Below are 14555 nucleotides of genomic sequence, written 5' to 3'. Positions count from 1 at the left end.
CGATTCTTGCGCTCAATAAAAAGCCTTTCATCAGAAAGGCTTCATATACTCAAGGTTGTTTGAGATAGGGCCAAGCCGCTTTTAAATAAATAAACATTGACCACAGCGTCAAAATAACAGCCGTATATAATAAGGCATAAGCCAGTAGCTCAAGCGGCTGCCAGTTGAGTAGAAACACACTAATCGCAATCATTTGAAAGGCTGTTTTATATTTGCCTACGGTTGAAACTGCAACATTGGTTCTTGCTCCCAGTTCGGCCATCCACTCACGCAAAGCAGACACGGTAATCTCACGGGAAATAATGACAATAGCAGCAAAAGCCATCGCAATCGTGGGTTGCCATTGCACTAATACAATCAGAGCAGCCGCTACCATCAACTTATCTGCGACGGGATCTAAAAAGCGTCCGAAAGCTGAGCTTTGATTCAGTGCACGTGCCAGATAACCATCAAACCAGTCGGTAATCGCAGCTAAAACGAAAATTGCAGTTAAAATAAGATGCCTTAGAAAGCTTCCTTCATGCTCATTTACCCCTATCGCAGGTGGCCAATAAGCAATTAATAAAAAAACCGGAATCAACGCGATACGCGCAAGGGTTAAAATGTTCGGGATATTCAGGATGCGCCCTGTTGTCATAGACATCGCCAGTTTAGTCCCCTCATTGCCGCCACAAGGCGAATGCAACATTTAAAAGAAGGCAAGATATTTTCTACGCCCAACTTTATACGAAATACCCAACAGTGTCGACTAGGCAAATACGGTAACCGTCTGACGGCAAATCGCCAACAATTGATCCTGTTCATTCCAGACATAGGCATATTCAGTGGAATATCCATGCTCAGCATATTCAGTCACCACTTTATATTTAAACCAGTCGTGTAATTGCTCTTTTAAGGAATGAATAAAAGTGATATGCCAAGTCAGTGAACTCGCTGGTGCTGGCGTCTTAAACATGCTCAACACACCGGGTGGCCAGATATCGGTCAATGTCACAAAATCTGCCAGTGTAATTTTACGATTCGCTTCCTGCTCAGGCGAAAATCTTGCCCATCCACCAAAGTCTGGACTTGGACTCCCCATCATCGGATATTTTCCTTCCGCCCAACGCAGATCAAAGTGTTGATAACACTCTGGCATCATTTTGGCAAAAGGTAACGGGGCCAATTGTTCAGCTCGTGGATAGGCAGGTATCATAGGTTCCTGCCGAACATGAATAATCGACTCACGATCCGTACCAAAACTGGCGATCAAAATACTTTGTACTGCATTTTCCTGCCATAACCGCACTTCAAGCGTAGTCACAGACTTGCCCTGACGTAAAATCTCAGCTGTTAAATGCGCTTTTCCCGCCTGTACTGGCCCGACAAAAGTAATACTACAGCTCAATAAACGTTTGGTTTCATCCTGAATGGTGCATAGTGCTTTATGCATTAAAACGCCAGCGGCCAGACCGCCAAAAATCGTGCGGCCTTGTAACCAACCGTCAGGTAAATCAATCCAGTCCTGTTGTTCAATTTCACGAAATAACTGCGTGAGTGACATGTTATTTTTCCAGTTTATTGATCTTTCACATATTGTGATGCTTTTTTATAGATGTAAATGATCTTTGACGCATGAGTCATTGGATATTTTGGTCACCCATTAAGGGTATGACCATTACTTAAAAAACTGTTAATTATTATTCATGCAGAATTTTATAAATGGTTCGTGCCATGTTAGGGCCCAGTCCGGGAACCAGCGTTAACTCTTTTTCCGAGGCTTTCAGTACTCCCTGAATCCCACCAAAATGGGTCAGTAAGTCTCGACGACGTTTTGGCCCAAGCCCAGGAATTGCTTCTAACACTGAACCTGCACGGCGTTTATCACGCTTGGCTCGATGTTTGGTAATCGCAAAACGATGCGCTTCATCACGTACCTGTTGAATAAGATGTAATGCTTTATGATCCTCAGGCAACTGAATTTTGGTGCCATCAGTAAAATGCAAGGTTTCTAGCCCTGGTTTACGTCCTTCACCTTTAGATACACCCACCATAAATGCATCCAGTTGCAACTCCTGCATCACATCCATTGCCATGTGAAGTTGTCCTTTACCACCATCAATCAACAGCAAATCTGGTAATAAATGCTTTTTATAACGACGTGTCAATGCTTGACGCATCGCTGCGTAATCATCACCCCCCGTAATATCCTGAATCGCAAACTGGCGATAATCACGTTTGCGCGCGCCACCCTGATCAAACACAACACAGGATGCAATTGGTGCTTCCCCCATGGTATGACTGATATCAAAACATTCGATTCGATCAATCGGTCGTCCTACTACTTGTTCTAATTGGTGAAAACGTTCATTTAGTTCCAGATGATTACTCAGTTGCCCTTTAATTGCATGCTGTACATTCATTTGCGCCAGTTCTAGCCACTCTGCACGGGTTTCGCGTACATTGTGTTTAATCTGTACTTTCTTCTCAAATTCAGTGTGTAGTGCCTGTTCCAGTTCTTTGCTATCAGGTAATGCAACATTAATGATTAACTCGCCTGGAACTTCATCAGCCACCTGAAAATAAAAATTAGCCATAAAGTCACTGAGCATTTGTCCTAGATCATCACTCAACATATCTGGAAAATAACTTTTACCCCCCAGCATTCGACCATTACGGACATGCATGATCTGAACACAAGTCACGCCAGCTTGATGGGCAATGGCCAAAATATCTGCCTCACCTTTCACTTTAAAGACTGCTTGTTGGGCTTGAACTTCACGCAACAACGCCAGACGATCACGATAAAATACCGCTTTTTCAAATTCGAGCTGCTCTGCTGCCTGCTCCATTTTGGCAATCAATTCCTGATTGAGCTCTCTAGTATCGCCTTGTAGAAAACGGATGGAGTTATCCACATCTTCTTTATAGTCCTGTGGAGAAATTAAACCCACACACGGTGCCGTACAACGTTTAATCTGATATTGCAGGCAGGGACGCTTACGTTGTGAAAAAAAGCTATTTTCGCACTGACGGACATTAAACAATTTTTGTAGAACCAATAAGGTATCTCGAGCATTGTAAGCGCTGGGATAAGGCCCAAAAAACTTACCAACCTGATGCTTACCTTTACCTCGTCCACTGGCAATACGTGGATAAGGCTTATCTGCCGAGACAAAGATATACACATAGGATTTATCATCCCGCAGCATAATATTATAGGGTGGACGATGTAACTTGATCAGATTTTGTTCGAGTAATAAAGCTTCAGTTTCTGACCGTGTGACCAATGTTTCAATATTATGGATACGCGCAACCAAAGCCTGAGTTTTAGGATGCTCAATAGTTTTAACAAAATAACTCGACACCCGATTTTTTAAATTTTTGGCCTTGCCAACATATAATAACTCGCCATCTTTACCCAGCATTTTATAAACACCGGGTAATTGGGTCATATGAGCAAGAATTTTTTCAATATGTGGGCGCGCGTTTGAATTCACTGTATCTTGGCTTTCCTTTGGCTACATCAGTGTATGTTGTGTTAGAGCATTCTCTTTTCAAGCATTTATATTTTTGTTTGCTGTAAAGAGACATACTTACAATGAAAAAGACGATCATTGTTTAATAATGACGATGGTCCAGATGTAAAGCTTCTGTAAATTTCTGCTTATCTTTCGGCGAAACCAGCACGTATTTAGACTTTCCGTCCTTCAAATAATCAATACGCAATCGATCCAGAGACAATGCAGGAGATGAAAGCGGATTATTAGTTGGAGTAATATTTTGGATATTACTTCGTAAAATCGTCCATGTTAAAAACATGCTATGAATGATCAGTTGGTCGTCAGTCACAACATAACGTGTATTCACAACAGGCCACCACATGATTGCAATGACTAAAGCATAAACAATGCCGTGTTCTGGATAGTCTTCTAAAGTCCCTCTAAGCTGCATACTCCATAACATTTGCAATAAAATCCCTGTCGCTGCGATGATAAAACCCAATATCCACCAGTCTTTTTTAGAGCGAAAGGTATGCATGCAAAACTCCCCAATACATTTATTAATTTTTTAAATTTTACACAATCTTTAAAACTGGCTTTATCTTCTCATGAACTTGTTATAAGGGCAAAGCATATGCAAATCACGTATCCTTTTCTGCTCAAAAGTATTTCTTTTACCCCCAAAAAAACGCCCTTTCGGGCGTTTACATTATGTCATTTTTGAAAAAAATTGATAATTTGGGGCATATAAGGACGTATAAAAATCAGGAAAAATATGCCGAGCATCAGGAACCATTTCAGGAAATAGTATAATTTGCGGTTTTTGGCTTTTAAGGCCTTAGCTTTGATTCGGATTTGATAAACATAACCAAAAGCTTTATTTAAACCGCCAGTCTGGTCTCCAGTTTCATTAGGTGAACTGGCCGCAGTCATCACATTTTTACCAAACCAATGATTGAACTTTTCCATCAACCGAGTTTTTAACGGACGTTCAACATCAGCAAAGAAAATAATGCGATTTTCATCAGTACCATTTTCGGCATAGTGAATATAGGTTTCATCAAATACCACGCTTTCGCCATCACGCCATGAATAAAGCTGTCCATCGACATCAATAAAACAACGGTCATCATTGGGAGTGATTAGACCCAAGTGATAGCGTAGAGAACCCGCGTAAGGATCGCGGTGACGCACCAGACGACTATGGGGTGCAAGTTCAGTAAACATGGCGGCTTTAATAGTAGGCAATGTTTTTAGCAAAGCGGTGGTCTTTGGGCACAACTCGGCCGCCGATGGATGTGCAGAGTCATACCATTTTAAATAAAAACGTTTCCAACCCGTTTTAAAAAACGAGTTAAACCCTAAGTCATTGTAGGTACTAGATGCCTTAATCCCGCCCTGTGCATATAAAGCCTGTGCTTCATCGCGAATCATTTCCCAATTTTCATCCAACACTTTTAAATCTTTAAAATGCTGTGTATCGATATAGGGCTGATTCGGTACTCTTGAAAAGAGGTACATCAAAAAATTGATCGGCGCCAAGATCGTAGAATGATCAAAAAATTGACGATAAAACGAATGTCGTACTTTCCCGCGATTTTGGATATACAAAGCTGAAATCACAAAAATCGCTAATATGATCCATTTAATCATATTGCTACTCTTTTCAAATAAGGATGGCAAACACCGAGCAAAAAATACCCACTATATAAGCCACTGATCATGGTTAATGGCGTGAGATTTTAGCAAAAGCCAAAGCGAAAAAGCGAATTTTCGTCGATTTGGACAAATTTTTATGTGGATATTTGAATAAATAATTTGATGCAATTGACCTTTTTGACAGAATGGTTACAAAAATAGGGCTACTTTTTTTGGGCTGAATCCATTATAAAAATATAAGTTTTTATAAAAAACTTGAATTGAAACAGGAAGTTCATTATCTACCGTTATGATTAGGGAACGATATTTACAAAAACTCGCAATAACAGGTAACAAAAATAGATGACCCTTGCGTCACGGCTTGATACAACTTGTTATGCCGTTTTTGGATATAGTTATCGTAAGATTAGCGGAGCATAAACGTGTGCAACTATAATGCATACGCGCTTCATCACATCAACGTAGAAGTCCTCCAAAATAAAGGAGATCAGGCATGATCCACGCTGGCAATGCCATTACCGTCCAAATGCTTGCGGACGGAATTGCAGAATTCCGCTTTGACTTACAAGGTGAGTCAGTCAACAAATTTAACCGCGCAACGATTGAAGACTTTCAGGCAGCCATTGCCGCGGTTAAAGTTAATCCTGAAATTAAAGGCTTAATCGTCACTTCAGGCAAATCCACATTTATCGTGGGTGCAGACATTACCGAGTTTGGACAAAATTTTGCCCAAGGTGAAAAAGCCATCGTTGATTGGGCTCTGCCTGTTCATGAAATTTTTAATAGCTTTGAAGATTTAAACATCCCAAAAGTTGCTGCCATAAATGGTATGGCATTGGGCGGCGGTTTTGAAATGTGTCTGGTCTGTGACTATCGTGTGATGTCAGAACAAGCACAAGTCGGCCTACCTGAAATTAAATTGGGGATCTTCCCTGGCTTTGGTGGTACGGTTCGTTTAAGCCGTGTAATTGGTATTGACAATGCAGTTGAATGGATTGCCATGGCTGCACCCAAAAAACCTGCTGCTGCATTGAAAGATGGCGCGGTAGATGCTGTCGTTACTGCCGATAAATTACAAGAAGCAGCAATTGATCTGGTTAAACAAGCCTTGGCTGGTCGTTTGGACTGGAAAGCTAAGCGTCAGGAAAAACTTGAGCCAGTCAAGCTCGACCCACTTGAGCAAATGATGGCCTTCAATACAGTTAAAGGTGCGGTACTAGCTAAAGCGAATCCTGCTCAATACCCTGCTCCGAAACTCATGATTGATTCGATTCAGGCAGGTGCCAACTCAGGTCGTGATGATGCGTTGAAAGCAGAGGCTGAAGGTTTTGCTAAAGCAGCTGTTACCCTTCAGGCAGAAGCATTGATTGGGTTATTCATCAACGATCAGGTGGTGAAAAAAGCGTCGAAGAAACACGAAAAAGGCGCGCATCCAGTTAACCAAGCCGCTGTACTTGGTGCAGGTATCATGGGTGGTGGTATTGCTTATCAAGCTGCCAGCAAAGGCACACCAATTATCATGAAAGATATTGGGAATGCCCAACTTGCGCTAGGCATGAAAGAAGCCAACGGTTTATTGACCAAACAAGTTGAACGCAAAAAGCTAAAACCAGCTCAAATGGGTGAAACTTTAGCGCGTATCCGCCCAACTTTAAGCTACGATGAGTTTAAAGAAGTGGATATCGTGATTGAAGCTGTCACTGAAAATCCAAAAGTAAAAGAAGCAGTTTTAGCCGATACTGAAGCAAAAGTACGTGATAACACGATTATTGCCTCTAACACCTCAACAATTTCAATTACACGTTTAGCAAAAGCATTGAAACGTCCTGAAAATTTTGTAGGTATGCACTTCTTTAACCCAGTTCATATGATGCCACTGGTTGAAGTTATTCGTGGTGAACAAACTTCGGAAGAAGCTGTTGCAACCACCGTTGTACTCGCTCAAAAAATGGGTAAAACCCCGATCGTAGTTAATGACTGCCCGGGCTTCCTAGTGAACCGTGTCTTGTTCCCTTACTTTGGTGCGTTTGATCTATTACTTAAAGATGGCGCTGACTTCCAGCAAATCGATAAAGTCATGGAAAAATTTGGCTGGCCAATGGGTCCTGCTTACCTCATGGATGTCGTTGGTATCGATACTGGCGTTCATGGTGCAGAAGTCATGGCAGAAGGTTTCCCAGACCGTATGAAGCCAGATTACAAAGGTTCTATCCAAACCATGTATGAAGCAAAACGTTTAGGTCAAAAGAACGACGTTGGTTTCTACCAATATGTACTGGACAAAAAAGGCAAAAAAGCCAAAACCGTTGATCCAACTGCATATGAAGTGATTGCAACTGTGGTAACTGGCGAAAAACGTGAGTTTGACGCTCAGGAAATTATCGATCGTATGATGCTAGCACTGTGCAACGAAACGGTACGTTGTCTTGAAGATAACATCGTTGCAACACCAAGCGAAGCCGATATGGCGATGATTATGGGTATTGGTTTCCCTCCATTCCGTGGTGGACCATGTCGCTATATCGACCAGACTGGCGTGGCTGAATACGTTGCACTTTGCGACAAATATGCACACTTAGGTAAAGCTTATGAAGCGCCACAGATGTTGCGTGACATGGCTACCAATAACAAAAAATTCTACGGTTAAGGAGCGACGTGAATGGCTACTTTAAATCCACGTGACGTTGTGATTGTTGATGGCGTTCGTTCTGCCATGGGCAAATCACGTAACGGTATGTTCCGCAATGTACGTGCCGACAGTCTATCTGCTGAATTAATACGTGCACTTGTTGCTCGTAATCAGTTCGATGTTAACGAAGTTGAAGATGTAATCTGGGGCTGCGTCAATCAGACTCTTGAACAAGGGATGAACATTGGTCGTAACATCGTGTTATTGGCTGATTTACCTAAAACTGTAGCAGGTCAAACGGTCAACCGTCTTTGCGGTTCATCTATGCAGGCGATCCATACTGCTGCTGCACAAATTGCAACCAATCAAGGTGAAGTCTTCATTATTGGTGGTGTTGAGCATATGGGCCACGTAGGAATGATGCATGGCATTGACCTTAACCCAGAAGCCTCTAAACACTATGCTAAAGCTTCCAATATGATGGGCTTAACGGCTGAAATGTTAGGTCGTATGAATGGTATTAGCCGTGAAGAGCAGGACAAATTTGGTGTTGAATCTCATGTTCGCGCATGGACAGCAACTCAAGAAGGCCGCTTTAAAAATGAAATCGTGGGTATCGAAGGTCATGATGCCAACGGCTTTAAAATTCTATGCGATGTCGATGAAGTGATCCGTCCAGATGCAAACCTTGCTTCATTTGAAGCATTGCGTCCTGTATTTGATCCTAAAGGCGGTACAGTTACAGCAGCGACATCTTCTGCGTTATCTGATGGCGCATCTGCAATGTTGCTCATGTCTGCACAACGTGCGCAAGATTTGGGCTTAAAACCACGCGCGGTCATTCGCTCAATGGCGGTTGCGGGTTGTGATGCTGCAATTATGGGTTATGGTCCAGTTCCAGCGACTCAAAAAGCGTTGAAACGTGCAGGTTTAAGCATAGCCGATATTCAAACAATTGAATTGAATGAAGCTTTTGCGGCTCAAGGTCTATCCGTAATGAAAGGCTTGGGGATCTACGACAAGCAAGACATCATTAACCATAATGGTGGTGCGATTGCCTTAGGCCACCCTCTCGGCTGTTCTGGTGCTCGTATTACCACAACTTTATTGAACGTGATGGAACAACAAGACACACAAATTGGTCTTGCCACCATGTGTATTGGTCTTGGTCAAGGTATTGCGACCATTATTGAACGTGTTTAAGATTTAAATATCTCCATAAAAAATCCTCGCAAAAGCGGGGATTTTTTTAAAGAATTAAAAATTACGAGAAGAACAAAAATAAATTTAGGAAATAATAAATAGCTCGTATTGCATGTTTTTAAATCAAAGAACCCAAAGCCAGCCGAACCTTTTATTTCATACCCAACCCTTCTCTAATTTGTTGTTGAAATTTTATAGCTTGTTCCATATTAATTTTAATTGTTCCCTCACGGAGAGCTGCAATATTGTTTCGATTGATATCCAAAGGCTCAAGCATATTAAATATGCCACTGGTCGGATCAGAAGACTGTAAACCTGAGGTAATGGATAAAATATATTGTTGTAAAAATGGAGAAAGTTGGCTCATATCTGGCGTGGTAACTGGCTGATAATCTATCGCGATATAAGGAGTTTCATTGACATTCGGATTTTGTATATCATTTTGAATTTTATCAACATGATGTCTGAGTGCCTGACGTACGGGTTTATCTTCCTGAAATGGCACAAACCCTACTTCCTCGCGTAGTTCAGATTCCGCCATCGCATGAATACTCGGTAAAGATGCGACCTCATTTGCCTGAACAGCTGGCAAGCACATCGAAATCAATAGCAAAACAACAGTCAAGTATTTGATAAAATTCATGCCCTGCTCCCGAAATCATGCATCAAAAAACATGCTGGGTTAAATAAAAGCCTATAAATAGGCTACAACAAAGTCAGGTAGGATTCAGTAAGGCTCGGATAAACGGTCAAGATGATTTTATTGCGATGCATACGAATTAAACTAACTTTGAAGCTATGTCTCTAGATAGATTCAACATTGAAAAAATAATGGGGAGTTCAGGTTTCTTTTATTCATTATTCAATACAAAAAATATAATTTTCTATCTCTTTACTAAAATCACATGATGCCGAATAGAACTGAACTTATTTAAGAATGAAAATGTTCAGCACGCCATGAGATCCCATAGAATGCTGAAAAATAATTTAACGTTTCTTCTCATCGTCCCCATAAATAGCAGATGCCGCATTTTCCGCGCTTAAATCCTGAAGTGTGTATTGCTCATGATGCAACATATTTAAGTAATACAAATATTGCCCTGCTTCATGCGCTTTACCATTCGCCAATAATAGCTGTGCATATTTATGTAGGTTATAAGGTGAAGCCCTATTTTTCACCATTTGACCAAGCTCAGTCAGCTCATCATCACTCAGTTGCGTCGTCGGATTCATTTGCAGCCAAAGTAAACGATCTTTAAACTGGGTAAGCAGATAGATATCTGTACTACCCAACACGGTTTGTGTGGGCTGCTTTCCACGAAAAGCTAAACCATTATTGAGTTTATAAACTGTGTAGTCTCGCCAAATCAGCAGCATAAAAATACCACTGATCACAACAATACCCCTTATCACATATTTAGATAAAACTGATGCGTTGAGATCTGAGGATTGCGATTGTACAAAACCCAATAAGAAGCCAAAAGGGAATAAAAAATAGGCATAGCGCAACGGAAATTCGAGTAAAGCATGAATTAAAATTGCTCCCACCATGAGCAAAGCAATAATCGACTCTGGACTTCTTGCCTTATGATTTAACCATAAAATCCAGCATGTCATATACCCAATGATCAGTAAACCAAGGGGTAAACCATTCCAGACGATAATATCTAACAGAATATTATGACCGCTGGTGACCCATTCATGAGAGGGATGCAGATTAAAAATAGTGAGCTGTGCCAGACTGGTTTGCCCCCATCCATAACCACTTAAAGGATGTTGCTGAATCGCCAATAACATTTGCGTCCAGATATCAAAGCGCAAATAGCCTGAGGTTGCTCGTTCAGCAACCGAACTGGCTTCCACCACTTTTTCTGCACCGAATGAAGCAATAAGAGTAGACAAACTTGGCAGTAAAGCAATCATGCCAATAAAGCTTATCACCCACACCAGCATATAAGGCATACGCAAACGAACTGGATGCTTATACGTTTTATAGGTCCAATAGCTCATAAAAAATAAACACACCACCCACGCAGTACGTGACTGGCTGAGTGCAATCGCAAATAAAACCAATGCTGATGTTGAAATTAATAATAGTGTTTTTAGTTTCCGTTGCTCAAATAAATACAAACAGGCCATGAGTCCCATGAGCAAAAAGGTCGACATATTATTTGGCTGGGCAAAATTGGCAAATGGTCGATTGCCTGCTCGGAGCTCCATCACCCCATAAACATGTTGATCCAGATTAAACCATTGCAACACTGCAATAACACTGGAAATAGCACTGGTTATAGTTAAAACATAGCAGATACGAGTAAACAGTTTTACTCGTTCTGTCTGGAGTGCAAGATTATAACCAGCAACAATGGCGAACCAAAAACCCAATAAATAGAAGCTAAATAACAAAGCGCTACTTAGATCCAGAACTAGCCCGCACATCCATTGAAGCAGTGGAATGATGACGATAGGCAAAGCCATCCATTGAATTTTAGGAATTCGTAGATCTTGAGCGCAAAGTCCTGCCAACAAGCTAAGCACTGCTGCAAAGCTGAGTATCTCACTGGAAAATGTCAGCCACGGAAAAGCATGATAGGGAGATAGCCATGCAAGACTGATCAGGATCGACGCTAAAAATAGGAAAAAAGCGCGCATAGTCATGGAGTAGAAAATAGAATGGTGGGATTATACAATCTTCCAATCCTATCCGTATAAACAATTAGACATGATAAATCTAAAATTTAGATGCCTCTACGATTAAATACCTCTACAAATTGTTGGCAAATATAATTGGCGAATTTGTGATGATGCACATTCCCAACGAGCGGAACCATTACCCGCATAATTCATCATCGCAAAAGTAAGGGTTTTTCCTGCAACGCCTGCATTCATACCCACTGTATTAAACTTAAAATCAAATGCACATAATGCACCAGAATGTGTTGTATTTATACTAACACTTTGAACATATTTTGAATTAATTGTACCAGATGAGTCTAGCCCAAAATCTATGGGGGATGTTGGACAAGCACCACTTGTTCCATAGACTGCAAGTAATTCTGCTTTAAATGCACTTGCCATGCCTAGTGCTTCAGAGATTTGTGCTCTAGTCGTATAGTTTTGGTAGGCTGGGATTGCGATTGCAGCCAAAACCCCAATAATAGCGATAACAATCATTAATTCAATAAGTGTAAAACCTTTTGTACTAATTATCATCTTGCTCCCCAAATGCAATATAGGAATTTATAATCAAAAATCATGCCAACAAATAAAATGAAGTAATTTCAACACTATAAGTAAAATAAAATATTGAATAAATGACATATTTTGTCATATGATGACTTTAAAGATGTTTTTTTTAATAAAAGAATTAACGTAAAACCACCAAATCAGATACACTTTAAAAGAGATTATAACTCCTTAAAATTATGCCTAAGAAAAAAATACTCATCGTCACTCGCAATCTCCCTCCACTCATCGGAGGCATGGAGCGTTTAAACTGGCATATTGCAGATGAATTGTCCAAAGAGCATCGGGTCACAATTATTAGTCATGGACAGGCAAAACTTTCTGCACCATCGAATACTCATTTTTATAGTGTTCCTTTAAACCCTTTACCCATTTTTTTAATCTGTGCTTTTTTTCAAACATTTTGGGTTTGTTTAACTCAACATCCTGATATCCTTTTTGCTGGTAGCGGTTTGACTGCACCCATCGCTGTTTTTTGGGCAAAGATTTTTAGAAAAAAAAGTTTAGTCTATATTCATGGTTTGGATATAGGAACAAATAATAAACTATATAATTTTTTATGGATTCCTTTTATTCGATCTGCCGATCAAATCATTGCAAATAGTTCCCCGACTTATGATATTTGTCTTAAAAAGGGAGTAAATGAAAAAAAATTAAGCGTTATTCATCCTGGGGTTAATTTTCCTCCAAAATCTAGAGATGAACAACTTATTCAAAATTTAAAAAATAAACATAATTTACAGAATAAAAAAATCTTGATTTCCATAGGACGTTTAACCCAGCGTAAAGGCTTAAATGAATTTATAGATTTCAGTTTTTCTGAAATTGTAAAAACTCTACCTGATACTGTGCTTGTGATTATTGGTGATACACCAAATCAATCTTTAAATAAAAATCTACAATCCAAAGAACTACTCTTAGCAACTGCCAAAAAGCACTATATTGAAAATAATATTATTTTCACAGGAAATATTAGTGATGATGATGTTTTATCAAGTTTTTATTATTTAGCTGCTTTACATATCTTTCCAGTGAAACATATTCCAGATGATCCCGAAGGTTTTGGTATGGTCGCAATAGAAGCCGCAGCACATGGTACACCTACTATTGCCTTTGCAACGGGTGGGATTATAGATGCGGTAAAGCAAAATGAATCTGGATGGCTAGTTGAAAAAAACAACTACCAAGCACTATCGAAGCAAGTGATAGAAGCTTTAGGTGAATCTAAAAATATTGAGAAATGTAAAAACTTTTCGAAAGAGTTTGAATGGGGTAAGTTTGGTCAACAAATTAAGGCTCAATTATGAAAAAATTAGGGATATGGTTCCCAACGGTAAAATGCGGCACAGGCACGGATGTTTTTACAATAACGTTGGTGAAAGAGCTTAACAAGCTAGGCATCCATGCTGAAATCACATGGTTGCCTCATCATGCTGAGTATTTACCTTGGTTCGTACACAAGCCTGAAGTGCCTGAATGGGCAACAGTAGCTCATATTAATACATGGCTACATCCTCGATTTATTCCTAGCAACTTCCCTGTAGTTGCTACATTACACCACTCAATTCATGACCCAGAACTGCAACCTTATAAAGGTTTTTTGAGAACCCAATACCATAATTATTGGATTAAGAATATAGAACGAAAAACTATACGACGTGCAGATAAAATGGCTGCAGTTAGCCGGTTTGCTGCTAGCATTACGCAACAGCATGTTATCGATATTCCAATCAGTGTTATTTATAACGGTATTGACTCAAAGAAGTTTGTGCCAATGAAAAGCAATAAAGTTAATAATCCTTTTCAGTTGTTATATGTTGGTGGTTGGAAACAACTTAAGGGGGTTGATCTTCTTGAACCAATTATGAAAGATCTCGGTGAAAATTATGTACTATATTTCACTGGTAAACAATCAGCAGAATTAGAACAAAAAAATATGCCTGATAACATGGTAAATATCGGGTATTTAAGCCAAGACGAAGTAATTAATGCCATGCAACAAGTCGATGCATTACTGTTTCCTACACGCAGTGAAGGGTTTGGCCTAGTTGCCATAGAAGCACAAGCATGTGGATTACCTGTTATCACAACAAATGGTTCCGCTTTGCCTGAAATTGTCCAGCATGGAAAAACGGGGTTCTTATGCGAAAAAAATAATGTTCAAAGTTTTGTTGAAGCAATTAGAACACTAAAGGAAACTACAGGATTACAGAAAGAAATGTCATTGAGTGCCCGTTCATATACAGAAAGGAATTTTAAAATTGATAAAATGGTTCATCAGTACGTAGAAGTTTATGGCGCTTTGTTTAAGCCTATTAGTTCAGACCGAATCTAAA

At 40.0% G+C, this 14555-nt stretch carries 12 protein-coding genes; 4 read left to right on the top strand and 8 right to left on the bottom strand.

Going from position 1 to position 14555, the window contains the following annotated elements:
• Positions 1–49: 49 nt before the first annotated feature.
• From pgsA to lpxO, 5 genes are all read right to left on the bottom strand, one after another.
• Positions 50–637: a CDP-diacylglycerol--glycerol-3-phosphate 3-phosphatidyltransferase gene (gene pgsA, locus IAE20_RS01470; RefSeq protein WP_200459369.1), complete on the bottom strand. Its 588-nt coding sequence runs from the start codon at positions 635–637 to the stop codon at positions 50–52.
• A gap of 111 nt (positions 638–748) precedes the next feature.
• Positions 749–1543, bottom strand: a complete 795-nt coding sequence (locus IAE20_RS01465) for a thioesterase family protein (protein WP_200481618.1) — start codon at positions 1541–1543, stop codon at positions 749–751.
• 136 nt (positions 1544–1679) lie between these two features.
• Positions 1680–3479 (bottom strand): excinuclease ABC subunit UvrC, encoded by a 1800-nt coding sequence (gene uvrC, locus IAE20_RS01460; protein WP_200481619.1) that lies wholly within the window; start codon positions 3477–3479, stop codon positions 1680–1682.
• A gap of 121 nt (positions 3480–3600) precedes the next feature.
• Positions 3601–4020, bottom strand: a complete 420-nt coding sequence (locus IAE20_RS01455) for a PH domain-containing protein (RefSeq protein ID WP_200481620.1) — start codon at positions 4018–4020, stop codon at positions 3601–3603.
• Positions 4021–4196: 176 nt separating this feature from the next.
• The gene (gene lpxO / locus IAE20_RS01450) at positions 4197–5135 is read right to left on the bottom strand and encodes a lipid A hydroxylase LpxO (protein WP_200459152.1); all 939 of its coding nucleotides are present in this window, start codon (positions 5133–5135) and stop codon (positions 4197–4199) included.
• Between the two features lie 499 nt (positions 5136–5634).
• Here lpxO and fadB point away from each other — a divergent pair, with 499 nt between their 5' ends.
• Positions 5635–7788 (top strand): fatty acid oxidation complex subunit alpha FadB, encoded by a 2154-nt coding sequence (gene fadB / locus IAE20_RS01445; RefSeq protein WP_200481621.1) that lies wholly within the window; start codon positions 5635–5637, stop codon positions 7786–7788.
• A gap of 12 nt (positions 7789–7800) precedes the next feature.
• Entirely contained in the window at positions 7801–8973 is a 1173-nt protein-coding gene (gene fadA / locus IAE20_RS01440; protein WP_200459150.1) for an acetyl-CoA C-acyltransferase FadA, read from the top strand.
• A gap of 151 nt (positions 8974–9124) precedes the next feature.
• Here fadA and IAE20_RS01435 read toward each other — a convergent pair whose 3' ends face one another.
• The 3 genes from IAE20_RS01435 to IAE20_RS01425 form a co-directional block, all read right to left on the bottom strand.
• Positions 9125–9616, bottom strand: coding sequence for a hypothetical protein (locus IAE20_RS01435; RefSeq protein ID WP_200481622.1), 492 nt, complete (start codon positions 9614–9616; stop codon positions 9125–9127).
• Between the two features lie 344 nt (positions 9617–9960).
• The gene (locus IAE20_RS01430) at positions 9961–11625 is read right to left on the bottom strand and encodes a PglL family O-oligosaccharyltransferase (RefSeq protein WP_200481623.1); all 1665 of its coding nucleotides are present in this window, start codon (positions 11623–11625) and stop codon (positions 9961–9963) included.
• Positions 11626–11727: 102 nt separating this feature from the next.
• Positions 11728–12186 (bottom strand): pilin, encoded by a 459-nt coding sequence (locus IAE20_RS01425; RefSeq protein ID WP_200481624.1) that lies wholly within the window; start codon positions 12184–12186, stop codon positions 11728–11730.
• Positions 12187–12455: 269 nt separating this feature from the next.
• On the opposite strand from IAE20_RS01425, the gene IAE20_RS01420 reads away from it, so the two are divergent.
• Both IAE20_RS01420 and IAE20_RS01415 read left to right on the top strand, forming a co-directional pair.
• Entirely contained in the window at positions 12456–13526 is a 1071-nt protein-coding gene (locus tag IAE20_RS01420) for a glycosyltransferase family 4 protein (protein WP_200481625.1), read from the top strand.
• A complete protein-coding gene (locus tag IAE20_RS01415) occupies positions 13523–14554 on the top strand; it encodes a glycosyltransferase family 4 protein (RefSeq protein WP_200481626.1) in 1032 nt (343 codons plus the stop codon). The genes IAE20_RS01420 and IAE20_RS01415 overlap by 4 nt, the downstream gene beginning before the upstream one ends.
• Position 14555: the final 1 nt, after the last annotated feature.

This window comes from Acinetobacter sp. S54 (genome assembly GCF_016624945.1).
Taxonomy (GTDB): Bacteria; Pseudomonadota; Gammaproteobacteria; order Pseudomonadales; family Moraxellaceae; genus Acinetobacter.
The sequence above is the reverse complement of the archived record's forward strand: the minus strand, read 5'-3'. Positions and strand labels throughout refer to the sequence as shown.

Bases quoted from the DNA above. Each gene is read 5' to 3' on its own strand.
- fadB (WP_200481621.1), top strand. From the start codon at position 5,635: ATGATCCACGCTGGCAATGCCATTACCGTCCAAATGCTTGCGGACGGA.
- IAE20_RS01465 (WP_200481618.1), bottom strand. From the start codon at position 1,543: ATGTCACTCACGCAGTTATTTCGTGAAATTGAACAACAGGACTGGATT.
- IAE20_RS01420 (WP_200481625.1), top strand. From the start codon at position 12,456: ATGGAGCGTTTAAACTGGCATATTGCAGATGAATTGTCCAAAGAGCAT.
- IAE20_RS01430 (WP_200481623.1), bottom strand. From the start codon at position 11,625: ATGCGCGCTTTTTTCCTATTTTTAGCGTCGATCCTGATCAGTCTTGCA.
- IAE20_RS01455 (WP_200481620.1), bottom strand. From the start codon at position 4,020: ATGCATACCTTTCGCTCTAAAAAAGACTGGTGGATATTGGGTTTTATC.
- IAE20_RS01435 (WP_200481622.1), bottom strand. From the start codon at position 9,616: ATGAATTTTATCAAATACTTGACTGTTGTTTTGCTATTGATTTCGATG.
- fadA (WP_200459150.1), top strand. From the start codon at position 7,801: ATGGCTACTTTAAATCCACGTGACGTTGTGATTGTTGATGGCGTTCGT.
- IAE20_RS01425 (WP_200481624.1), bottom strand. From the start codon at position 12,186: ATGATAATTAGTACAAAAGGTTTTACACTTATTGAATTAATGATTGTT.
- pgsA (WP_200459369.1), bottom strand. From the start codon at position 637: ATGACAACAGGGCGCATCCTGAATATCCCGAACATTTTAACCCTTGCG.
- lpxO (WP_200459152.1), bottom strand. From the start codon at position 5,135: ATGATTAAATGGATCATATTAGCGATTTTTGTGATTTCAGCTTTGTAT.
- IAE20_RS01415 (WP_200481626.1), top strand. From the start codon at position 13,523: ATGAAAAAATTAGGGATATGGTTCCCAACGGTAAAATGCGGCACAGGC.